This is a genomic window from Streptomyces sp. NPDC057939 (genome assembly GCF_042887545.1).
GTDB lineage: Bacteria > Actinomycetota > Actinomycetes > Streptomycetales > Streptomycetaceae > Streptomyces.
In genome coordinates, this window is sequence record NZ_JBHVPG010000012.1 from 160484 (window position 1) to 183976 (window position 23493).

At 70.6% G+C, this 23493-nt stretch carries 16 protein-coding genes and 1 pseudogene; 8 read left to right on the plus strand and 9 right to left on the minus strand.

Annotated features, from left to right (window positions below; genetic code table 11):
- Positions 1–145: 145 nt before the first annotated feature.
- Positions 146–1789 carry a recombinase family protein gene (locus ACFVS6_RS16750; protein WP_389704484.1) on the minus strand — a complete coding sequence of 548 codons (1644 nt, stop codon included), beginning with the start codon at positions 1787–1789 and terminating at the stop codon, positions 146–148.
- A gap of 601 nt (positions 1790–2390) precedes the next feature.
- Here ACFVS6_RS16750 and ACFVS6_RS16755 point away from each other — a divergent pair.
- The 5 genes and pseudogenes from ACFVS6_RS16755 to ACFVS6_RS16775 all read left to right on the plus strand — a co-directional run bounded on the left by ACFVS6_RS16755 (position 2391) and on the right by ACFVS6_RS16775 (position 11356).
- Positions 2391–4477: pseudogene (locus tag ACFVS6_RS16755) on the plus strand (thioredoxin domain-containing protein).
- Positions 4478–4718: 241 nt separating this feature from the next.
- Positions 4719–5999 carry a glycosyltransferase gene (locus ACFVS6_RS16760; RefSeq protein WP_389704485.1) on the plus strand — a complete coding sequence of 427 codons (1281 nt, stop codon included), beginning with the start codon at positions 4719–4721 and terminating at the stop codon, positions 5997–5999.
- Positions 5996–7729, plus strand: coding sequence for an ArnT family glycosyltransferase (locus tag ACFVS6_RS16765; RefSeq protein ID WP_389704487.1), 1734 nt, complete (start codon positions 5996–5998; stop codon positions 7727–7729). Before ACFVS6_RS16760 ends, ACFVS6_RS16765 begins: the two co-directional genes overlap by 4 nt.
- A gap of 6 nt (positions 7730–7735) precedes the next feature.
- A complete protein-coding gene (locus ACFVS6_RS16770) occupies positions 7736–8917 on the plus strand; it encodes a glycosyltransferase (protein ID WP_389704489.1) in 1182 nt (393 codons plus the stop codon).
- A gap of 21 nt (positions 8918–8938) precedes the next feature.
- Positions 8939–11356: a galactose oxidase-like domain-containing protein gene (locus ACFVS6_RS16775; RefSeq protein ID WP_389704491.1), complete on the plus strand. Its 2418-nt coding sequence runs from the start codon at positions 8939–8941 to the stop codon at positions 11354–11356.
- A gap of 146 nt (positions 11357–11502) precedes the next feature.
- Here the strand turns inward: ACFVS6_RS16775 and ACFVS6_RS16780 are convergent, their stop codons facing one another.
- The gene (locus ACFVS6_RS16780; RefSeq protein WP_389704493.1) at positions 11503–12213 is read right to left on the minus strand and encodes a hemolysin III family protein; all 711 of its coding nucleotides are present in this window, start codon (positions 12211–12213) and stop codon (positions 11503–11505) included.
- Positions 12214–12458: 245 nt separating this feature from the next.
- Here ACFVS6_RS16780 and ACFVS6_RS16785 point away from each other — a divergent pair, with 245 nt between their 5' ends.
- The gene (locus tag ACFVS6_RS16785) at positions 12459–14318 is read left to right on the plus strand and encodes a phosphoenolpyruvate carboxykinase (GTP) (protein WP_389704495.1); all 1860 of its coding nucleotides are present in this window, start codon (positions 12459–12461) and stop codon (positions 14316–14318) included.
- Between the two features lie 88 nt (positions 14319–14406).
- Here ACFVS6_RS16785 and ACFVS6_RS16790 read toward each other — a convergent pair whose 3' ends face one another.
- The 4 genes from ACFVS6_RS16790 to ACFVS6_RS16805 are packed head-to-tail and all read right to left on the minus strand — an operon-like array spanning position 14407 to position 18977.
- Positions 14407–15012 (minus strand): hypothetical protein, encoded by a 606-nt coding sequence (locus ACFVS6_RS16790; RefSeq protein ID WP_389704497.1) that lies wholly within the window; start codon positions 15010–15012, stop codon positions 14407–14409.
- Positions 14999–16597, minus strand: a complete 1599-nt coding sequence (locus ACFVS6_RS16795) for a substrate-binding domain-containing protein (RefSeq protein WP_389704516.1) — start codon at positions 16595–16597, stop codon at positions 14999–15001. Before ACFVS6_RS16795 ends, ACFVS6_RS16790 begins: the two co-directional genes overlap by 14 nt.
- 59 nt (positions 16598–16656) lie before the next feature.
- Entirely contained in the window at positions 16657–17853 is a 1197-nt protein-coding gene (locus ACFVS6_RS16800; protein ID WP_389704499.1) for a toxic anion resistance protein, read from the minus strand.
- The gene (locus ACFVS6_RS16805) at positions 17850–18977 is read right to left on the minus strand and encodes a hypothetical protein (protein ID WP_389704501.1); all 1128 of its coding nucleotides are present in this window, start codon (positions 18975–18977) and stop codon (positions 17850–17852) included. The genes ACFVS6_RS16800 and ACFVS6_RS16805 overlap by 4 nt, the downstream gene beginning before the upstream one ends.
- A 110-nt stretch (positions 18978–19087) precedes the next feature.
- On the opposite strand from ACFVS6_RS16805, the gene ACFVS6_RS16810 reads away from it, so the two are divergent.
- Complete coding sequence (locus tag ACFVS6_RS16810) at positions 19088–19519, plus strand: hypothetical protein (protein WP_389704503.1); 432 nt, start codon at positions 19088–19090, stop codon at positions 19517–19519.
- Positions 19520–19719: 200 nt separating this feature from the next.
- Positions 19720–20187: a nuclear transport factor 2 family protein gene (locus ACFVS6_RS16815; RefSeq protein ID WP_389704504.1), complete on the plus strand. Its 468-nt coding sequence runs from the start codon at positions 19720–19722 to the stop codon at positions 20185–20187.
- Between the two features lie 128 nt (positions 20188–20315).
- Here the strand turns inward: ACFVS6_RS16815 and ACFVS6_RS16820 are convergent, their stop codons facing one another.
- From ACFVS6_RS16820 to ACFVS6_RS16830, 3 genes are all read right to left on the minus strand, one after another.
- Positions 20316–20708, minus strand: a complete 393-nt coding sequence (locus ACFVS6_RS16820; protein WP_389704505.1) for a hypothetical protein — start codon at positions 20706–20708, stop codon at positions 20316–20318.
- A 100-nt stretch (positions 20709–20808) separates the two neighbouring features.
- The gene (locus ACFVS6_RS16825) at positions 20809–22020 is read right to left on the minus strand and encodes a pyridoxal phosphate-dependent aminotransferase (RefSeq protein ID WP_389704507.1); all 1212 of its coding nucleotides are present in this window, start codon (positions 22018–22020) and stop codon (positions 20809–20811) included.
- A gap of 764 nt (positions 22021–22784) precedes the next feature.
- Entirely contained in the window at positions 22785–23057 is a 273-nt protein-coding gene (locus ACFVS6_RS16830; RefSeq protein ID WP_389704508.1) for a hypothetical protein, read from the minus strand.
- Positions 23058–23493 lie beyond the last annotated feature (436 nt).

Genomic DNA, 23493 nt, shown 5'->3' on the forward strand with positions numbered 1-23493 from the left:
GTACGGGCGGAGCGGAGCGAGACCGGGAGCGACGGCGGCGTGAGGTCGGCCACGCCGAGCAGCGACGCCCAGGGCATGGAGAAGGGGGCGGGGTCGACACGCAGGTGTCGGCCCCGCCCCCTTCTCGCGGTTCAACGGTTAACTTCTACTTCCACACAGGAATGAGCCGCTTTGGATTCGGCGTCTTATTCCCCTTCTTTCCCGGCAGAACTTGAACGGCAGAGAAGATTTCGAAGAGGACGTGGCGCTTCTGGGAGAGGTCGTATTCACCAGCAAGCCACTTCTTGGCGACGTCGTTCGGTGCCTCGTTCTGCACCTCTGCCGCCAATTCGAATTTAGCCCGCTCGCGGCGCAAACTCTTTACTTCCTTCTCCAGTGGAATGGCGAGGCGGTAAAACATGTCTGCGGGAACTTCGTCGTCCTGCCACTTCTTCTCAAGATCGGCGAGCTTGTCCGCCTTCTGCTGGAGCTTCTGTTCGTGAGGCCACGCGACCTTGACCGGAATGAAAGTAGCCTGAGCCTTTCTCAGTTTCGCCAGTACCAAGCGCTGGAGCTGCTTGTCTACCATGGGTCCGGAGATCGCGTTGCGAGAACACCGCGCGCATGTGTAGACGTACGGGCTCCGCTTGGATGCGGCCTTCGAGCCACCCATGGCCTCGTTACAAACGCGCGTCGTGACCTCCCCGTTCAGCTCCTCCTCGATGCGGTACTGGCAACGAAGGAGGGTCGAGCCGAGGTACTTGATTGTCTTCGGAATCCCGGTGATCTTTGGCGTGCCCGATCCGCGGGCAAGGTAAGTGCTCCCCGGCCCAAAGGTTGCGCAGACCGCGCGCCACTTCTCGGGAGTGGTCACGGTTTCCCAAATACCGACAATCGGGGAGCCGTCATCATCTAGGGCGAGTTCGCCCCGATTCGCGCGGTACCCGCATACGCGCGGAGCGGTCATCATCTGCGTGAGCGTCTGCGGAACGATTTTGCCGCCCTGGCTCCCCTTCAATCCTCGCCGACGTGATTCGTCACAAAGGGTGCTCATGGCTTTCCCCTTGATCCGCTCGTCAATCGCCCAGGAGAGGAAGTCTGACTCGACCCGGCGGAGTGTCTCCCGGTCTTCTTCCCAGCCGAAAGGCCGCGGGCCGCTGTGAGGAAGGCCGTCGAGTATTCGGTCCTGGTGCCAGTCGCGGATTCGACGCTTCTTCTTCATGGACTCGGCCTTGTTGACCACCGCCATGATGCCGGTCTTGATGATCTCGCTTTCCTCGGTGAGATCCATCGGCCCAGATGGGGTGTAGAAGCGCCGGCTCGGGTCGAGGGTGATCGCCTCCACGAAGTCCTCCCAGTCCCGGTCCGTGCGCTGTACGCGGTCCTGGTCAACGCAGATGATCCCGTGGACCGGGTAGCCCTCGGGGGTGTGCCCCCGCTTGAGGTCCCTGAGCATGGCCTGGAAGTCCGGTCGCACCACGTCGCGCTTCGAGGCCGTCAGGTCGTTGTCCGTGTACCGGTGAACGATCACGGCGTTGTGGCGGGCCGCGTTCCTGTCGTTGCGGCGGTGCTGGTTGGCCACGCCCTTGCCCGCCGACCACGCGGACGTGGCGGCCTTCTTCTTGTTGTGCTTTCGCCAGTCGTCCGAGATGCGAGAGTACGCGATCAAGAACGGCATATCCGGGTGTAGCAGCGCAAGCTCCTCCGGCGGAGCTAGCCCGGCGGGCCTACCGCGCAGCTCAAGATCGTCCGGCCCAGTCTCTTCGGACGGAGCGGAGGCTGCGGCTTGCTGGTGACTGATTGCGCTCAAGGGACTACTCCTACGCCGCTCCGTTGATGCCGTGCCGGGAGCATGGAGCGGCTGTGCGTGACCACGCGCCCTCGCGAAAGGGAGCAGATCGCAGGCTGTATTGCGCCCGGGGGGTGCGAACTCGCGGGCGCCGATGGCGTTTTGAGGGGAGGGCGCGCACGTCGACGGCGGGCGGTTCCCTGCCTTCCGCCGCGCCGGGGACCCCGGACGGGAGCGGCGCGGTGGCGAAGGCGAGGGACGGTTACCCCCTCGCCTTTCGCTAAACTGAAGCTATCCCAGGTCTGGGAAAAACTCAACGCGTCGAGGTTTCTTCGGTTCGGGCCAAATGGGCCTCATGTCGGCCCCCGCTTCGATCAACGCCGGGTGCGCTCGGTGTGTCGAGCTGCCGAGATCCCGCAGTCCGACGTGGCCGAGGGTGTCGGGGCCGGGTCTCGACGGTGGCGGTATGGGGGCTGAGCAGCTCGGGTTTCGACCAGGAGGACAGGGGGAGCTGCGCGGCCCTCGCGGGCGCTCGGGCTGGCCGCTCCGCGAGCGCTTCCCCGTGGCGGCTCGGCCGCCCGAAAACTACGCCGGGCGGTCCGGATCATGGGACGATGCCGGTATGAACCGACTGGCTAACGAGCAGTCGCCCTACCTACTCCAGCACGCTTCCAATCCGGTGGATTGGTGGCCATGGGGAGAGGAGGCGATGAATGAAGCTAAGCGGCGGGACGTGCCCATCCTCTTGAGTGTGGGCTATGCGTCCTGCCACTTATGCTTCTACTAATTCACTGGTGCCACGTGATGGCCCACGAGTCCTTCGAGGACGAGCTGACGGCCGCCTACATGAACGAGCACTTCGTGAACGTCAAGGTCGACCGGGAGGAACGCCCGGACGTCGACTCCGTCTACATGGAAGCCGTGCAGGCGGCCACCGGGCAGGGCGGCTGGCCCATGTCCGTGTTCATGACCGCCGACGGCGAGCCCTTCTACTTCGGCACCTACTTCCCGCCCGAGCCCCGCCACGGCATGGCCTCCTTCATGCAGGTCCTCGAAGGGGTGCGGGCCGCCTGGACCGGCCGGCGCGACGAGGTCGCGGAGGTCGCGCAGAAGATCACCCGTGACCTGGCGGGCCGCGAACTCGGCTCGGGCGCCGACTCCGGACTGCCGACCGCCGAGTCCCAGGCCAACGCCCTGCTCCAGCTCTCCCGGGACTACGACCCGGCGAGCGGCTGGTTCGGGGGCGGCGACACGAAGTTCCCGCCGAGCATGGTCGTCGAGTTCCTCCTGCGCCACCACGCCCGCACCGGTTCCGACGGCGCCCGCGAGATGGCGGAGGGCGCCTGCGAGGCCATGGTCCGCTCCAGCCTGTTCGACCAGGTGGGAGGCGGCTTCCACCGCTACGTGCTGCGCCCGAGGCCGGGCGCGGCGCTGGTCCCGCACTTCGAGAAGATGCTCTACGACAACGCCCTGCTGTGCCGTGCCTACGCCCACCTGTGGCGCAGCACCGGATCCGACCTGGCCCGCCGCGTCGCGTTGGCGACCGCCGATTTCATGGTTCGCGAACTGCGCACCGACCAGGGCGGTTTCGCCTCCGCGCTCGACGCGGACAGTGCGGACCCGGTCACCGGCAAGCACGTCGAGGGGGCGTACTACGCCTGGACGCCCGCCCAGTTGGCGGAGGTGCTCGGCGAGGAGGACGGGGCGCTGGCGCAGGCGTACTTCGGGGTGACCGAGGAGGGCACCTTCGAGCACGGCTCCTCGGTCCTGCAGTTCCCCGAGGAGGGGCCCGTCGTGGACGCCGACCGGCTGGTCGGCATCAAGGAGCGGCTGCTCGCCGCCCGCGCCGCACGGCCCGCGCCCGGGCGGGACGACAAGGTCGTGGCCGCCTGGAACGGCCTGGCCGTCGCGGCCCTCGCCGAGTGCGGGGCGTACTTCGAGCGCCCGGACCTGATCGAACGGGCCACCGAGGCCGCCGACCTCCTCGTACGGGTCCACATGGACGGCAAGGCCCGGCTCGCCCGGACCAGTCGGGACGGTGAGGTCGGTCCGAACGCCGGGGTGCTGGAGGACTACGGCGACGTCGCCGAGGGCTTCCTGACGCTGGCCGCAGTCACCGGCGAGGGGGTGTGGCTGGAATTCGCCGGCTTCCTCGTCGACCTGGTCCTGGACCGGTTCACCGCCGAGGACGGTTCGCTCTACGACACCGCGCACGACGCCGAGCAGCTCATCAGGCGTCCGCAGGACCCCACCGACACGGCGGCCCCCTCCGGTTGGACCGCCGCCGCGGGGGCGCTGCTGTCGTACGCCGCGCACACCGGGTCGGAGCCCCACCGCACGGCGGCGGAACGGGCGCTCGGGGTGGTGCACGCCCTCGGGCCGCGCGCCCCGCGCTTCATCGGGCACGGCCTGGCGGTGGCCGAGGCGCTCGTCGACGGGCCGCGCGAGGTGGCCGTCGTCGGGCATCCGGAGGACGGGGCGCGGGCAGCGCTGCACCGGACCGCGTTGCTGGGGACGGCTCCCGGGGCGGTGGTGGCGACGGGCATGCCGCGCGCGGCGGACGGCAGCGGCGGCGAGTTCCCCCTTCTGGCCGAGCGCACACTCGTCCACGACCTTCCGACGGCGTACGTGTGCCGGCACTTCGTCTGCGCGCGGCCTACGACCGAACCGGTCGAGCTGGCGGAGCAGTTGGGAACGATTCGCCCCTGAAGCACCCGGAGTACCGTCAATTCCGGTTGTCACACATCACATCGGAAACGTGGTTTTTATCCGCGCGGCGCCTCAGCTTCATCTTGGCTGCCTAACCTCAGGGCTTCGGGAGCGACCGAGACCGCGCACTGGGGGGTGCGCACCGGGGGGAAGCGGAGGCGGCGGGCCGGGGGGCCCGCACCGCCTCCGGGGGGTTCACTGATCGCCGCCTGGGGTTGCGGCATGTCCGTGGGGGGACAGTTTGTACACTTCTGTGTTCATATGCTCCATATCCTTGGCGCTGTTCTGGATGGCCGCGTTCACCCTGTGGTGGCAGATGCACGCGTGGCGCACGCCCGAGACACTGGCCGCGACCCGGTTCGACCGCCCCGACGGCGGCGACCGGCTGGCCTTCTCGCTCCTGTTGCCGGCCCGTCACGAACAGGCCGTCCTGGAGCACACCATCGACCGGCTCCTCGAATCGAGCCACACCGACTACGAGATCATCGTCATCGTCGGTCACGACGATCCGGAGACGGCGGCCGTCGCCGACCGGGCCGAGGCCGGCGCGCCGGGACGGGTGCGCGTCGTCGTCGACCACCACGAGACGAAGAACAAGCCGAAGGCCCTCAACACCGCCCTGCCGCACTGCCGGGGCGACATCGTCGGGGTCTTCGACGCCGAGGACCAGGTCCATCCTGAGCTGCTCTCCCACGTCGACCACGCGTTCCGCGCGACCGGCGCGGACGTGGTGCAGGGCGGGGTCCAGCTCATCAACTTCCACTCCAGCTGGTACAGCCTGCGCAACTGCCTGGAGTACTTCTTCTGGTTCCGTTCCCGGCTGCACCTGCACGCCGAGAAGGGCTTCATCCCGCTCGGCGGCAACACCGTCTTCGTGCGGACCGAGGTGCTGCGCGAGGCCGGGGGATGGGACCAGAACTGCCTCGCGGAGGACTGCGACCTGGGCGTGCGGCTCTCCTCGGTCGGCAAGAAGGTCGTCGTCGCCTACGACTCCGACATGGTCACCCGGGAGGAGACGCCCGGCTCCCTGATGAGCCTGCTCAAGCAGCGGACCCGCTGGAACCAGGGCTTCCTCCAGGTCTACCGCAAGAAGGACTGGCAACAGCTGCCCGGGCGCGGTCAGCGCTGGTTGGCGCGCTACACGCTGATGACCCCGTTCATGCAGGCGACCTCCGGGGTGATCATCCCGGTCAACTTCGCCGTCGCGGTGTTCCTCGACGTACCGGTCGGCGTCGCCATCGTCACCTTCCTCCCCATGATCACGGCGATGGTCACCTTCGTGTTCGAGATCGTCGGACTGCACGACTTCGGCCGCCAGTACGGGCTGCGGGTGCGGTTCGTGCACTACCTCAAGCTCGTCGTCGGCGGCCCCTTCTACCAGGTGATGCTCGCCGGCGCCGCGATCCGTGCCGTCTGGCGCGAGCAGCGCGGCCGCAACGAGTGGGAACTCACCAGCCACACCGGCGCCCACCTGACCGGGGCGACGGCCTCCACCGCGATCCGAGAGGACAGTCACCGGTGACCGCCACCCTGCCCACGGCCACTGATCCCCAGCCCGGCAGCACCACCACCGGCAGCGCCACCACGGACACCGGCACCGCGGCCGCCACCGCAACCGCCACCGCCGTCGTCGAGCCGCACGTCCCGGGCCGGCGGGGTCGCGGCGGCCCGGACGCCCGGCCGCCCGCCCCGGCCCGCCCGCTCGTCCGCTTCCGCTCCTCCCGCCCCGACCTGCTGCTGTGCGGGACGCTGCTGCTGGCGATCCTCCTCGTCCAGGGCTGGAACATCACCAACTTCCCCACCCTGAGCGACGACGAGGGCACCTACCTCGCCCAGGCCTGGGCCGTCCAGCAGGGCGAGGGCCTCGCGCACTACACGTACTGGTACGACCACCCGCCGCTGGGCTGGATCCAGGTCGCGGGGCTGACGTACCTGCCCTCCCTGCTGGTCCCCGAGTCGATGACCGTCGCGCCGATGCGGTTCTCGATGCTCGCGGTCTCCGCCGCCGGCTCCGTACTGATCTACGTCCTCGCCCGCCGCCTGTGGCTGCCGCGTTGGGCGGCCGGACTGGCGATGGGGCTGTTCGGGCTGTCCCCGCTCTCCGTGGTGCTCCAGCGGGAGATCTTCCTCGACAACCTCGCCGTCATGTGGATGCTGCTGGCCTTCTGCCTCGCCGCGTCCCCCAGCCGCCACCTGTGGCACCACTTCGGGTCGGGACTGGCGGCCGCCACCGCCGTCCTGACCAAGGAGACGATGCTGGTGGTGCTCCCGGCGCTGCTGGTGACGATGTGGCGCCACAGCCACCGCGACACCCGCAAGTTCGCCGTCACCGGAGCCATCACCGCCTGCGCCCTGATCGGGCTCTCGTACCCGCTGTTCGCCCTCCTCAACGGCGAACTGCTGCCCGGCGCGGGGCACGTCTCCCTGATCGACGGCATCACCTACCAGATGGGCCGCCCCGGCTCCGGATTCATCCTCGACCCGGGCTCCGGATCGCACGGCGTCCTCCGGTCCTGGCTCTACTACGACACCGTCCTGCCGCTGGGCGGACTGGCCGGCGCCGTCCTCCTGATGGCCACCACCCCCTGGTCGGTCACCGCCCGCGCGCTCGCCGGTCCCGCCCTGGCCGTCGTCATCCTCGCGGTCGTCGCGATGCGCCCCTCCGGCTACCTCCCCGCGATGTACGTGATCCAGGCCCTGCCCTTCCTCGCGCTGGTCCTCGCCGCCGCGGCGGCGAGCGTCACGCACGCCGTCCTGCGCCGCCACCGCGCGCCGGGGGAGCGCCGGGCGCTGGTGCACACCCGCCGGGTGCTGATCGGCGTCCTCGCCACGGCCGCGGCCCTCCACGTGCTCCCGCGCTGGTACGAGGGCAACCGCACCGCGCTGACCGTCGACGCCAACGCCCCCTACCGGCAGGCCGCCGCCTGGCTCGGCAGCGAGGTCGCCGACCCGGCGAACACCCGCGTCCTCGTCGACGACGCGCTCTGGCTCGACGCCGTCCACCACGGCTTCGAACCCGGACCGGGCGCCATCTGGTTCTACAAGGCCGACCTCGACCCGGCCGTCGGCAAGACCCTGCCGAACGGTTGGCGGGACATCGACTACGTCGTCTCGTCGCCCACCGTGCGTCGCGACGCCACGAACCTGCCCACCGTGAAGGCTGCACTGGAGCACTCGACCGCGGTGGCCGTCTTCGGCACCGGGGAGGACCGCATCGAGATCCGCCGCACCGACGCCGAGAGTGGGAGCTGAAGCACCATGAGCGAGGACCTGTGGCCCCCGCACGCCCTGGATGAACCGGAAGCCCCTGCTCCACGGGCTTCCGGGGACGGCGGCGTCACCCTGATCATCCCGACCTTCAACGAGTCCGCGAACGTCGCCGAACTACTGGCCCGGCTCACCGCCTCCCTCCCCGCCCACCCGCCCTGCGAGGTCCTGTTCGTCGACGACTCCACCGACGACACCCCCGCCGCGATCGAGAAGGCCGCCGCCGACTGCCCCTTCCCCGTCACCGTCCTGCACCGCGCGAGCCCGGACGGCGGCCTCGGCGGAGCCGTCGTCGCCGGACTCGGACGGGCCGCCTCCGACTGGATCGTCGTCATGGACGCCGACCTCCAACACCCGCCCCACCTGGTCCCCGAGCTCGTCGGCGAGGGCGAGCGCTCCGGCGCCGACCTCGTCGTCGCCTCCCGCTACCTCCCCGGCGGCAGCCGCGCCGGACTCGCCGGCGGTTACCGCGTCGCCGTCTCCCGCGGCGCGACGTTGCTGGCCAAGGGCCTCTTCCCGCGCGCCCTGCGCGGCATCAGCGACCCCATGAGCGGCTTCTTCGCGATGCGCCGCACGGCCGTCACCGCCGACGCCCTGCGCCCCCTCGGCTACAAGATCCTGCTGGAGCTCGCCGTCCGCTGCCGCCCCGCGCGCACCGCGGAGGTCCCCTTCGTCTTCCAGGACCGGTACGCGGGCGAGTCCAAGTCCACCGCCCGCGAGGGCCTGCGCTTCCTCGCGCACCTGGCCGCCCTGCGCTCGGCGGCCCCCCTCGCCCGGATGATCGGCTTCGGCCTCATCGGGCTCACCGGGTTCGTCCCCAACCTGCTCGCGCTGTGGCTGCTGACCCACGCCGGCATGCACTACCTCCCGGCCGAGATCGTCGCCAACCAGGCCGGAGTCCTGTGGAACTTCGTCCTCATCGAGCAACTCCTCTTCCGCGACCGCCGCCACCGCCACTGGGCGGACCGGCTGGGCCGCTTCGCCCTCCTCGCCAACGCCGACCTGCTGCTGCGCATCCCGCTGATCGCGCTCTTCGTCGGCAGGCTCGGCCTGGAGGTCCTGCCCGCCACCGCCCTCGCCCTCGTCACCACCTTCGTCCTGCGCTTCGTCGCCACCGAGGCGCTCGTCTACCTGCCGCGCGGCTCCCGCGCGAAGGCCCCCACCAGGAGCTGAGCCGCAACGAAAGGACACTCCATGCGAAGGAAGATCCGACGGAGGGCGGGGCGCCGGGCCGCCCTCCTGGCCGTCGGTGCGATGACCGCGGGCCTGCTGCTCACCGCACCGCAGCAGGCCACGGCCGGACCGCCCAACCTGCTGAGCAACCCCGGGTTCGAGACCGCGGGCGCCGCCGGCTCCGACATGCCCTCCTGCTGGTCCAAATCGGGCTGGGGCGACAACGACTTCACCTTCGCCACCGTCGCCGACGCGCACACCGGCACGAAGGCGATGAAGGTCTCCCTCACGCGCCGCGCGGACGGCGACCGCAAGGCCCTGGTCACCGAGAACACCACCTGCGCCCCGACGGTCGTGCCGGGCCGCCAGTACGACCTGTCCGCCTGGTACAGGTCGAACACCCCGGACGTGTCGGTGACCGTCTTCCGGCACGACACCACCGCGGGCTGGCAGTACTGGACCGACCTGCAGAACCCGCCGGTCAGCGCCGCGTGGGCGCGCACGGAGGTGCGTACGCCCGCGGTCCCGCCGAACACCGACAAGATCGCCTGGGGGTTGTCCGTCTACGGCGTGGGCTCCCTCACCACCGACGACTACGCCCTGGAGGAGGTCGGCGCCGTCCCGCCGCAGCCGGCCTGCACGGGCACGGCCGAGCAGTGCGCCAAGGGCGCGTGGCAGGTGATACCGGCCCAGAACCCGGTCCGTTCGATGCACGCCGTCGTCCTGCGCAACGGCAAGGTGCTGCTGATCGCCGGCTCGGGCAACGACATCGACCGCTTCAACGCGGGCACCTTCACCTCCGCCGTGTACGACCCGGTGGCCGGCACGTTCCGGACCATCCCGACGCCCGTCGACATGTTCTGCTCCGGCCACGTGCAGCTCTCGGACGGCCGGGTGCTGGTGATGAGCGGCAACAAGGGCTACCCGTCCGCCGACGGGACGATCGGCTACCAGGGCCTGAAGGACAGTTTCGTCTTCGACCCGGCCACCGAGCAGTACACCCGGACCAACGACATGAACGGCGGCCACTGGTACCCGTCCGCCACCATCCTCGGCAACGGCGACGTCATCTCCTTCGGCGGCCTCAAGGAGGACTCCACGGGCAACGTCACCGCGGAGAGGTTCTCGGCCGCGCAGCACAAGTGGCTGCCGATGAACCAGGTCAACCAGACGTGGTCGTACTGGGGCCTGTACCCGTCGATGATCCTCATGCAGGACGGCCGGCTCTTCTACTCGGGCAGCCACACCTTCGGCAACGGCACCCCGGGCACCGGCGCCTCCGTCTACGACTACGACGCCAACACCATCACCGACGTACCGGGGTTGCGGAACAAGGACCAGCGCGACGAGTCGGCGAGCGTCCTGCTGCCCCCCGCCCAGGACCAGCGGGTCCTGACCGTCGGCGGCGGCAACAACGAGACCAACCCGGCCGCCAACCGGCTCACCGACATCATCGACCTCAAGCAACCCTCGCCCGCCTACACGCCCGGCCCCGACCTCCCGCAGGGCCTGGTCGACACCGGCACCGGCAAGCGTCCGCAGACCGGCGCGGAGGGCAAGATGTACGTGTCCGCCGTCCTGCTGCCCGACGGCAAGGTGCTGGAGACCGGCGGCGGCCTCCACGACCGCGCCGACCCGGTCTTCGAGGCCTCGTTCTTCGACCCGACGAGCAACACCTACCAGGCGGGCCTGGCCGCCGACCCCATCCCGCGCACCTACCACTCGGGCGCGTTCCTGCTGCCCGACGGCCGGGTCATGTCCGTCGGCGACAACCCGGGCAACGGCACGTACAACCACGCCGTCTCGATCTACACCCCGCCCTACCTGTTCAAGGGGCCGCGCCCGCGGCTCACTTCGGTGATCGACACGCAGTGGGTGTACGGGGACACGCAGCGGATCACCGTCGACCGCCCCATCGCCAAGGCCGAACTGATCCGTCCCGCGGCGGTCACCCACTCCTCCGACCCCAACCAGCGGTTCGTCGACCTCCCCATGACCGTGGTCAACGGCACCACCATCGACCTCAACGTCACCAGCAACCCCAACCTGGCGCCGCCCGGCTGGTACATGCTGTTCGGGGTCGACGCGGCCGGCGTCCCCTCCGTCGCCACCTGGGTCCACCTCGGCGGCGCCCCGCTCCTCGCGGCCCGCGACGAGCAGCCCGCCGCGCACGAGCACACCTTCGCGAACGAGCTGGCCGCCCCCGGGAAGAACCCCGCCCCGCGGGACTCGGCGCCCGTCGCGCCGAGCGTGGCCGGCTGCGACCGGCACTACGGGACGGCGACCGTCTGCGTACCGACCCGCTTCCCGGCGGAGGTGAAACCGACGACGAAGGCACGCTGCGAATGGCTGGCCGCCCACCGCTACCCGAAGCGCATGAAGGTCAACGGCAGCGACCCCCTGCGCCTCGACCAGGACGGTGACGGCCGCACCTGCTGAGCCCACGGCCCGCGACGACGGAACCCGCGACAACGGCGGGGACCCGCACCGAAGGGACCCGCAACGAAGGGACCCGCAACGAAGGGACCCGCAACGAAGGGGGCCCGGTCGCGACGACGCGACCGGGCCCCCGCACGTGCCGCCCGTCAGTGCTGGTAGGCGGCCATGGAGATGCCGACGTAGTGGGCGACGAAGGCGGCCAGGGTCAGCGAGTGGAAGACCTCGTGGAAGCCGAAGAAGCGGGGGGAGGGGTTGGGGCGCTTCATGCCGTAGATCACGCCGCCCACGCTGTAGAGCAGTCCGCCGACGATCACCAGGACGAGGACGGCGATGCCGCCGGTCCGCATGAAGTCCGGCAGGAAGAAGACCGCCGCCCAGCCCATCGCGATGTAGCAGGGGGTGTAGAGCCAGCGCGGGGCGCCGACCCAGAACACGCGGAAGGCGATGCCGGCCGCGGCCGCGATCCACACCGCCCACAACAGGGTCCGTCCCGTGGACGGCGGAAGCAGCAGCACGGTGAGCGGGGTGTAGGTGCCCGCGATGATCAGGAAGATGTTGGCGTGGTCGAGGCGCCGCAGGATGGCCTCGCCGCGCGGCCCCCACGTACCGCGGTGGTAGACGGCGCTGACGCCGAACAGCAGGCAGGCCGTGAGGATGTAGACCCCGCAGGCCACCCGCGCCTCGGTGGTGTCGGTGAAGGCCATCAGCACCAGCCCCGCGACGAGCACGGCGGGGAACATGCCCAGGTGGAGCCAGCCGCGCAGCAACGGCTTGGCCTCCAGGGCGGACTCGACCGCCTCCACGGCCTCGACGACCGGGGAGGGCTCGGCGGCCGGAACAGCGGCGTCTGAAGTCATGGCCCACATGCTACCTACGGGTCCGTAGGTACCCGGTAGCCGTCTTCCCGCGATCTTCGGAACCCCGTCTTTACGGAAGATTGACGGGAGTGGCCATGCTCACGTGAGAGGCCCCCTGGACATATGCGCACATCCACCGGATGATCAGATGAGTGCGGTCGGCACCGGATGAGCGGAGCGCGAAGCGTCCGGGTCGCAGCCCCCACGGGGCAAACACCAAACAAACCCCTCAACAAGGAGCAATCGTGGCGCGCGACAACGCGGCTCCCACTTCCGTACCGACGAATCACGAGGCGCTGATCTCCTGGGTGGACGAGATCGCAGCCCTCACCCAGCCGGACCGCGTCGTCTGGTGTGACGGCTCCGAGGCCGAGTACGAGCGCCTGTGCGAGGAGCTCGTCACCAAGGGCACGTTCAAGAAGCTCGACGAGACCAAGCGCCCGAACTCGTACTACGCCGCATCCGACCCCTCCGACGTCGCGCGCGTCGAGGACCGGACCTTCATCTGCTCCGAGAAGGCGGAGGACGCGGGCCCGACCAACCACTGGAAGGCCCCCGCCGAGATGAAGGAACTCTTCATCGGCGCGGAGGACGGCCAGGGCGAGCAGGGCATCTTCCGCGGCTCCATGAAGGGCCGCACGATGTACGTCGTCCCCTTCTGCATGGGCCCCCTCGGTTCCGAGCTCTCCGCGATCGGCGTCGAGATCACCGACTCCGCCTACGTCGCGGTCGCCATGCGCACCATGACCCGCATGGGTAAGGCCGTCCTCGACGAGCTCGGCACCGACGGCTTCTTCGTCAAGGCCGTCCACACCCTCGGCGCTCCGCTCGCCGAGGGCCAGGCCGACGTGCCGTGGCCCTGCAACACCACCAAGTACATCTCGCACTTCCCCGAGACCCGCGAGATCTGGTCGTACGGCTCCGGCTACGGCGGCAACGCCCTCCTCGGCAAGAAGTGCTACGCCCTGCGCATCGCGTCCGTCATGGCCCGCGACGAGGGCTGGCTCGCCGAGCACATGCTGATCCTCAAGCTCACCCCGCCGGCCGCCGAGGGCGGGGCCGAGGCCGCCAAGTACCTGGCCGCCGCCTTCCCCTCCGCCTGCGGCAAGACGAACCTCGCCATGCTGGAGCCCACGATCCCCGGCTGGACCGTCGAGACCGTCGGTGACGACATCGCCTGGATGCGCTTCGGCGAGGACGGCCGGCTCTACGCCATCAACCCCGAGGCCGGCTTCTTCGGCGTCGCCCCCGGCACCGGCGAGCACACCAACGCCAACGCCATGAGGACGATGTACGCCAACACCGTCTTCACCAACGTCGCGCTCACCCCGGACGGCTCCGACGTCTGGTGGGAAGGCATGACCGAGGAGGCCCCGGCCGAGCTCGTCGACTGGAAGGGCAACCGCTGGACCCCGGAGTCCGACACCCCGGCGGCCCACCCCAACGCCCGCTTCGCCGTCCCCGCCTCCCAGTGCCCGACGATCGCACCCGAGTGGGAGGACCCCAAGGGCGTCCCGATCTCCGCGATCCTCTTCGGCGGCCGCCGCGCCTCCGCCGTCCCGCTCGTCACCGAGTCCTTCGACTGGAACCACGGCGTCTTCATCGGTTCGAACATCGCCTCCGAGAAGACCGCCGCCGCCGAGGGCAAGGTCGGCGAACTGCGCCGCGACCCCTTCGCCATGCTGCCGTTCTGCGGCTACAACATGGGCGACTACATGGGCCACTGGGTCGACGTCGCCAAGGGCAAGGACCAGGCGAAGCTCCCGAAGATCTACTACGTGAACTGGTTCCGCAAGAACGACGCGGGCAAGTTCGTGTGGCCCGGCTTCGGCGAGAACAGCCGCGTCCTGAAGTGGATCGTCGGCCGCCTCGACGGCACCGCCGAAGGCGTCGAGACCCCGATCGGCGTCCTGCCGACCGTCGACTCCCTCGACACCGACGGCCTGGACCTGCCCGCCGCCGACCTGGAGTTCCTCCTCACGGTCGACAAGGACATCTGGCGCGACGAGGCCGCCCTGGTCCCCGAGCACCTCAACACCTACGGCGACCACACCCCCAAGGAACTGTGGGACCAGTACCACGCGCTCGTCGAGCGCCTGGGCTGACCGCCCCGCCCCGCCACTGCCGGGGCCACGAACGTGGGAGCCCCCGACCAAGCGGTTCCCACCGCTGCACACCGACCTGCCTGGTCTGTCAGGAGCGTCCGCGCTCTTCCAGATAGGTCGTGTGCGTCTGCTGACGGCGGGCCTCTGCTTCGCGGAGGTCCGCCGTCAGGCGTTCCGCCTCGTCGAACAGCACCGACAGCTGCCGCTCCAGGTGCCGATCCGGCGGCTCGCCGCCCGCCGCCAGCCGCGTCCACCACCGCGTCCGGTCGAAGGTGGCCACGCACTCCGGGACGTCCGTACGGATCGCCCGCGACAGCGCGTGCACCGCCTCCGGATCACCCGCCAGCACCTCGGTCACCCAGCCCGGCGCGAGCAGCGCCCCGTACAGCTCCGTCAGTTCCGACAACCTCCCGCCGGCCGCGGCCGGCAGCTCCACCTCCGCCAAGTACTCCCGCAGTCGCTCGAAGTCGCCGCGCAGCACGCCCAGTTGCTCCGTCGGGTCCGGGACCGTCGGCAGCGGCACCCGCTCCGGCGGGGCGATCAGCGCACCCGCCCCGTACAGCCCGAGGACCACCACCGGCCAGTACGGGCCGGCCACCCCGGCCAGCGCGAGCCCCACCCCGAGCAGCCCGCAGGCCGAGCCGGTCAGGTTCTTCCTCGACTCCAGGTAGCCGAGCGCCCTACTGGTAGCCACGGATCTCCTCGAAGGCTCCGTCGAGCGAGCCGTTGCCGTCGGTCGCGTCGAACAGCCGCCCGCCGGTCAGCTCCGTGATGTGGGTCAGTTCCTTGCGGTCCGAGTCACCGAACAGCACCGCGAAGACCGGCGTGTGCTTGAGGCCTTCCGGAAGGCCGGCGTAGAAGGAGTCGAAGTCCTGCACCTTGTCACCGCTCCGCCCGTCCGTCATCAGGACGATCGAGGTGAACGCGTCGGCGTTCCCCTGCCCCAGGTGCTGGTACGCGGCCTTCAGACTGCCGTACACGGCCGTGCCCCCCTCCGGCCGGAGGGACGCCACGTCACCACGGATCGCGTCCAGGGAGGCCCCCGGGCTCCCCGGCTCGACGACGTGCGTCAACACCTTCTTCACCTTGTCACCGAAGGGCAGCAGCGTCACCTCCTCGCGGTCCCTGAATCTTTGACCCGGGCCCGAAGTCCCCGTCCCGGTCAGGTCGGTGAGCGCCGACTTCAACCGCCCGATCCGGTCCTCCTCCGCCATCGACCCGGACGTGTCGAGCACGTACACCGTCCGCGAGGGCCGCCGCAGCTCGTTCTCGTACGAGGCCAGCAGCCCGTCCGCGACCGCCCGCGAACCGGGGAACGGCAACTCCTTCCGCACCGCCGGGTCCAACCCCGCCGCCGGCGCCACCCCCGCCGCCACCGGACGCCGGAACGTCCCCGTCGTGATCGCCTTCTGCGCTTCGGCACCCCGCAGGTACTCCGTCAGCGCCCGCCCCGACTCCCGCGCCCCCGCCGGGGCCGACGTCAGCAACGTCAACGGATAGTGCGCCGTCACCACGCCGTCCTTCGGGCGGATCACCGTCAGCGGCTGCTCGGCCCGGTCGTTCATCGACAGCAGCACCGACTCGTAGTTCACCAGCGCGTCCACGTCGTCGCGCTTCGCGTACGCCGTCACCAGCCACCCCGAGGAACCCGACGTCAGCTTCTGTCCGTTGAAGAACCCCTTCAGCCTCGGCTGCGCCTTGCGCACGTCCTCCTCCGTCAGCGCCGCCTGCGCCCCCGACAGGCCCGAGGCCACCGAGACCAGCGCGGAGAATCCCGAGTTGGAGCGCACCGGATCCGTCATCCCGTACGTCAGCCTCCCGGCGGCCACGGCCTCCTCGACGGCCGACCAGGTCACCTCCTCCGGCTTCCACCCCAGCCGCGCCAGAGCCCGGGGCTTCACCCCGACCGCCACCGGCGAGGACATCACCGGGGTCTCGTTGGCGAGCTTCGCGGACGCCTCCGGTCGCAGCCGCAGGTAGTCGTTGGAGGACAGCCAGATCGCGTCGTAACGCCCGTCGGCCTTCCCCGAGGCGACCTGCTCGACCGCGTCCAGCGTGCCCGACCAGGTGAAGTCCACCGACACCCCGGTCGCCGTCTTCGCCGCCTTCAGGACCGGCTCCATGTCCGTGAGCTCACTGGAGGCCAGCACCCGCAGCCGACCCTCCTTGTACGCGGCCGGCTTCGACTCCCCGGAACCACCGGGGCCCCCGCCGGAATCGTCCGACGTGCACGCCGTTCCCCCCAGCAGCGTCGCGGCGAGCGCGACCGCCGCCGCCATCCGCCTGCGCAGGAGCGCCGCACGCAGGTGCGCGGCACGAGGTCGTCCCGTACGGCCGTTCATCGGTCCCCGCCTTCCAGCGCGCTCGTCGTACGGGTACGGGCCAGGTACGCCGACGCCGACTGCAACTCGCCGGTCAGGGACTCCACCGTCGCCGCCATGTTCTCGGTCGCCCGCACCTTGAAGGAGTCGATCGTGTCGAGCGTCCGGTAGATCTGCCCGAAGGCCGTCCGCAGCGTCTCCGCGCCGACCGCCGGATCCGCGGCGATCCGCTGGATCTCCCCGCTCTGCGTCGCCAACATGTCCGCGTTGCCGCGGATCAGGTCCTCGGTCGTCCCCCGCAGCGCGTCGACCTGCTCCGTCACCCGACGCTGGTTGTCCAGCGCGGACGCCAGCATCACCGCGATCCGCAGCGCCGAGACCGTCGTCGTCGCGGCCCGGTCGACACCCTTGATCAGCTCGTCGTTGTTGCGCCGCACCACGTCCATCGCGAGGTAGCCCTGCGCGCACACGGCCAACTGGGTCAGCAGGTCCTGGTGCTTCTGCCGCACCGGGAACAACACGTCCGCCCGCAGCACGTCCGCCGCTCCCGGATCCGAGTGCCCGACGTCGGCGATCCGCTGCTCCACGGCCGCGTCCAGCGCCTCGGTGAGGACGGCGTACTCCTGGAGCTTGCCCATCGTCTCCCAGAGCCGGGCCCGCTCCGTGTGCAGCGCCGCGTTGTCGCGCCGCAGCTCGTCCTGGCCGCCGCGCAGCGCGCCGACGATCCGGTTGAGGGAGGTCTGCGAGGAGGCGTACCGGGCCACGTGGTCGCGCAGTCTGTTGCCGCCCGGGAGCTTGGCGAGCAGCCGGCGGGCCCCCTTGACGGGAGCGTCCCGCGGATCGAGGTCCTCGACGGTGCGCCGCAGCTCGACGAGCGAGGAGGCGACGCGGGCCTGGGCTTCGCCCTCGCCGTCCCGGCCGAGCGAGCGCACGGCCCGCTCCAGCATCCGGTTCGACTGCTGGGCGGCGCTGCGGACGTCGGCGGAACCGAGGCCGGCGATCTCCCCGATCCGCCCCGCGAACTCGGGGGAGCGGGCGTCGATCGCGGCGAGCGAGTCGACGTACTCCCCGGCCCGGCGGGCCATCTCCTCGCGGACCCCGTCCCGCACCGGGACGAGGCCGGCGGCCTGCTCCCGGCGGACGGGGGCGACGGGCTCGGGTGCGGTGAGGACGAGCGGGGCGTCCTCACCGCCGGTGAGCGGTGTCGGCGTCATGGTGTGTCCCCCTGCCCCTTGGCGCGGGCGGCCAGCGCCATCAGGACCTTGACGGTCGGTGCGCCGACCTGACGGATGCCGGTCAGCCCCGGGTTGAGGAAGCCGGAGTGCGGAGCGGTCGCGGCGGTGAACTCGGCGACGCCCTCCTGCGGACGGAACCCGTGTCGCACCGCCAGCTCGCGCAGCTTCGGATCGTCGACCAGGAGCGTCCCGAGCTCCTTGGCCGCCTCGCTGATCGGTACGAAGGTGTGCGGGGAGTTGACCGTGGTGTCCGGGTAGAGGACGACCATGTCGGCGGCGTTCCCCACCGCCTGCTTCTGGAGCATGAGCGAGGCGACCTGGGACTCGTACGCCAGGATCAACGGTTCCCCGCTGCCGCTGACGAACGCCCGGAACGGGTCGTCGGTGCTCTGCTCCAGGGCGCCCTGCACGGAGATCAGCTTGCGCATCAGCGGGGCGGTCCGGGCGATGCCCGCGTCGTCGGCGACGACGGTGTTGCCGTTGGCGACGTTGGAGGCGGCGGCGATGAACAGCGCGCCCGAGTTCGAGGTGGCCGGGTCGGTGGTCTTGATGAACACCGTGCCAGTCAGCTCGGCGTGGGCGGCGGCGCCCGACAACTGCTGCCAGGTCCGGTCCTCACCGGCCGCCTTCAGGTAGGGGCCCATCAGGAGGGTGCCGGAGTTCTTCCCGGTCATCCTCGCGAGCCCGTTGTCGGCCAGCACCCTCGCGACGTTGGTCCGGGCGATGACGACGAGCGGCGAGAAGAACGGCTTGCTGGTCTGCGCGCCCTTGACGCCGGCCGCGACCTCGATCTCCTTCGCGGGTTCACTGCTGCTGGGGAAGGCGAAGTCGAACTCCTTGAGGGCCAGTTGGTCCATGGCCCAGGAGCCCGAGGTCTCCGTCCTCACGGTGTAGCCCTTGGCGGCAAGGGCCTTGACGACGTCCGGATCGCGGAAGAAGTCGGACTTCTCCGATCCGATGACGCCACGCACGGTCTTCGTTGCCGTGCCCTCTGCTTCGCGGCCCCCGATGGCGATGACGGCGATCACGCCGCCGATCAGGAGGACCGCCAGAGCGATTCCCAGGATGCGTCTCACGGGTGCAGCGTGCTCGCGGAAACCCACATTCCGCGCGGCGTTGCATGAACGTCGGGTGTCCAGGCGGTCCCACTTCGAAATGCTGTGTGGGCCCGCGGGTGCTGGTGGGCGGGGCGGCCTGCCGGGAGGATCGTTCCATGGGCGTGACGGCATTGAAGTGGCAGGGCTGGCTCGTCGGTCTGGTGGGGCTGGCCGGGCTGCTGGTGTTCGCCCCGCTGGGGCTCTACGTATGGGCCAGCGGCGAGGACCGCCCCGCCGCGCCGCCCCCGGGCCCGGTCCTCCAGGACGTACGGGTCACCGCGTGCCGCGTCGATCCGACGAGCCGGCGCGTGGTGGGCGTGGTCGAGGTGACGGGCCGCCGGGACGCCGGCGCGGGCGGCTACGTCGTCACGGTGGAGTTCCGCGACCGTGAGGAGCCCGGCGGCCGGGCGGCCCAGGCACTGGTGAAGATCCCCGGGGTGGCCCCCGGCGCGACGGAACGCGGCGAGGCCCTCGGCCCGGTCTGGCCCCCGGCCACGATCCCCTGGTGCGGCGTGGCCTCGGCGGAAGCGGCCGCGGAGCCCCGCTAGGGCCTGTCGTCGAATTCCCGTCCGCCGCGGGACTTCGACGACAGGCCCTGGGCCGGCTCTTCCGGATCCTGCCCGACCCACGCCGTCCGCCGCGGTGGGAGCCGTCAGGGAACTCCCGGCACCCGGGTCCCGCGGCGGCTTGTGACACACTCCGCCTCCCGCTCGGCTCCGGTCGCCCCCGAGGCCGCAGGATCACCGGTATGGACAGCGATACCCTGCACATCGAAATTCGAGCCCTGACCGACCGCGCCGAGATCACCGACCTGTTCGACCGCTATCTGCGCTCCCTCGACGAACGGAAGTTCGACCGGGCGTGGGCGCAAGCGCTGTTCACCGAGGACGCGAGCACCGAGACCCCGGCGGGCCTCGTGCGCGGGCGCGACGCCGTCCTTGAGAACGTGCGCACCACGATGAGCCTCTTCGACCGGACCGTGCACTTCGGGTCCAACTACGTCATCGAGGTGGACGGCGACCGCGCGACCCTGCGCGGGAACCAGCTCAGCACCCATGTGCTCGCCGGTGACGGCGGCCTGTTCCTCTCCGGCGGCCGCACGGACAACGAGCTGGTGCGGACCTCGGCGGGCTGGCGGCTTCACCGCGCCGACCTGCACATCACCTGGACGCAGGGCGATCCACCGGTACTGCCGCCCGGGCCGACCGGGGCCTGAGGGCGGGCGACGCGCGGACGGGCCGTGGCGCGGAGGCAGTCAGGAGCCCGGTGCTCGTGTGCTCCGGGCAGGGGCAGCCGGGTTCGTGGCACCCGGTCCGGAGCCTCCGCGGCCCCGGACCGGGGCCGTCAGTGGGCGCCGGCCAGGTCGACGGAGTCGAGGGCGGCGGCGTGCGCGTCCATCCGCTGGGCGGCGAGGATCGCGGCGGTGGTGTCGGCGCGGGACGCGGCGACGACGAGGGCGCGGGCGGCGAGGTCGTGGGCCCGGCGGTGCAGCGCGACGGAGTCCTCGGGGGATTCGTGCGCGGCCCGGGTGGGCCGGGACCCGCGCAGGCGTGCCACCTGGTCGGCGATGCGCGCGGCGCTCTCGTCGAGGCCGAGCTCGTCGGTGACGGCGAGCAGGGCGGCGAGGTGGCCCGCCAGCTGCGTGTCGAGGGCTTCGCCCCGGCTGCTGTGCGGGTAGTCGGACCGGTTGCCGCCCATGCGGTGGACGACCGGCTTGGTGCGGATCGGCTCGTACATGAGGAGGCCTCCTGCGTGGTCAGGAGACCATCCTACATTGGATCCGTTCTAAAGTTGAGCTGAATCCGGGACGAGGTCCGGGTCCGGGCCGCGAGGCGTGCTACGGCTGGCTGTATCCGTCCAGGAAGTTGCCGATCCGGGTCACCGCGTCCGCCAGGTCCTTCGCGTTCGGCAGGGTCACGATCCGGAAGTGGTCCGGCTCGGGCCAGTTGAAGCCCGTACCGTGCACGACCATGATCTTCTCGGCCCGGAGCAGGTCCAGGACCATCTGCCGGTCGTCCTTGATCTTGTAGACGGACGGGTCGAGCTTCGGGAACGCGTACAGCGCGCCCTTCGGCTTCACACAGGTCACGCCGGGGATCCGGGTGAGCAGGTCGTAGGCGACGTTGCGCTGCTCCAGGATCCGGCCGCCCGGCAGGACCAGGTCCTCGATCGACTGTCGGCCGCCGAGGGCGGTGGCCACGGCGTGCTGGGACGGCATGTTCGCGCACAGGCGCATGTTCGCGAGGATCGTGAGGCCCTCGATGTACGAGGAGGCGTGCTTCTTCGGTCCGCAGACCGCCAGCCAGCCGGACCGGAAACCGGCGACGCGGTAGTTCTTCGACAGCCCGTTGAAGGTCAGCGTCAGCAGGTCCGGCGCGATGGCGGCCGTGTTCGTGTGCGTGGTGCCGTCGTAGAGGATCCGGTCGTAGATCTCGTCCGAGCAGACGACCAGGTTGTGGCGGCGCGCGATGTCCGTCAGCCCGCGCAGCATCTCGTCGTCGTAGACGGCGCCGGTCGGATTGTTCGGGTTGATGATCACGATGGCGCGGGTGCGGTCGGTGATCTTGCGCTCGATGTCGGCGAGGTCGGGCATCCAGTCGGACTGCTCGTCGCACCGGTAGTGCACGGCCGTACCGCCGGCCAGCGAGACGGAGGCGGTCCACAGCGGGTAGTCCGGCGCGGGGACGAGCACCTCGTCGCCGTCGTCGAGCAGCGCCTGCATCGACATCTGGATCAGCTCGGAGACGCCGTTGCCGAGGTAGATGTCCTCGACGTCCAGCTCGATGCCCTTGGTCTGGTAGTGCTGCATGACCGCGCGGCGCGCGGAGAGCAGCCCCTTCGCGTCCCCGTAGCCGTGGGCGGTGCCCAGGTTGCGGAGCATGTCCTCAAGGATCTCCGGCGGGCACTCGAAGCCGAAGGCCGCGGGGTTGCCGGTGTTCAACTTGAGGATGCGATGACCTGCCGCTTCGAGCCGCATCGCCTCTTCGAGGACGGGTCCGCGGATCTCGTAGCAGACATTGGCGAGTTTCGTTGACTGGATCACCTGCATGACGGGAGCTTACGGGGCCCCGCGCCACCCCGCTCGGCCTTTCGGGCGCGGATGGCGGGAGGTAATTGTCCCATTTCGCGCGATGGGAGGGTGGCACCGCGCTCCCCCCTTGGAAACGACGACCGGGCAACGGCCACGGCCTACGGAATGGAAGGAGGGGGGAAGGGGAGCTGCGGGGGTGTTGCGCTCGTCACCTTGGGGGGTGGGGTCGCCTTGGGGGGTGCGTGGTGGTCGGTGGGGTCGCCTTGGGGGTGCGTGGTGGTCGGTGGGGTCGGGGGTGGGGAGGTTCGGTGGGGGTGGGGTTGTGGTTGGTCGGGGTCGGGGGAGGTCGGTGCTTCCCGGGTCGGGGTCGGGTGTGGTCCGGGGGCTGCCCGCCAGTCCACTGTCCTTCCGTGTCGGTCCGGTCCGTCAAGGGCGCTCCTCCTTCGTCGTCGCGTCGCTTCGCGATGGCCTTCGGCCACCCTTGACCGACCGGCCCGCCCCGGAATGCCAAAGACTGTCGGGAAGCCCCCGAAGGAACGGCATGGGGGACGAAGAGGCAGGAGCGGGTCTCTCGGTGATGAGGCGAGGGGCCGGGGATCGGCCCATCGGGCATGCGGGCACGCCTGAGGCCTCGCGGCAGGGCCGGGGGCCCGGCCGCGATGCCACTGCCCGCCGGCCGGGGACCCACCCACCCACCAGGACGACGGGAACGACCTGGAGTGCGGGCGGACCGTCCGGACGCCCTCTGCGTCTCTGTGCTCTGTGCGCCCTCTGCGGGTGACCTACTTGGGGGCCACGCGGCAGGCGGACGTTGCGGTCCCGTTGGTTACGCCGCTGTCGGTCAGTCCGGTGACGCACTTCGCCTGGTCGCCGGTCAGGCCGACGTAACACGCCATGCGGATGGAATCGGGGGCCTCGCCGCCCTGCAGCTCCCGTTCGACCTGGTTGATGCAGGCCGTGACGTCCGCGTGGGCGGCGGGGGCGGTGAAGGCCACGCCGCCGACTGCGAGGGCCAGGCCGCTGAGTACACCTGCGATACGGGTAGACGTGCGCATGGGACGCACCTGCTCTCCGGGATCGTTGAGCGGCCCGGGACCTGGAGGCGCCGGATCCGGCTCGACAGGACTTTCCCCCTTGCATTCGACGCTAGAGCAGCCCCCTGCCGCACGCACCCGCTACCCGCCGTTCCACGCCCCCTGTCCCGATGTCCTCCCTGCTCAGGACGGCCGCCTCTCCCTCCACTTACGCCTCGGGCCGACTTCGTCGTCCTGGCGGGCGGGTAGCGGCCCGTGGCCGGGCCCGTGGCCCTGCCGCAGGCCGTCCGACCTCCCCGCAGGCCCGGTGGGCCGATCCCCGGCCCCTCGCCTCATCACTGACGGACCCGCCCCTCCGAATCCGTCCCCCATGCCGTTCCTTCGGGGGCTTCCCGACAGTCTTTGGCATTCCGGGGCGGGCCGGTCGGTCAAGGGTGGCCGAAGGCCATCGCGAAGC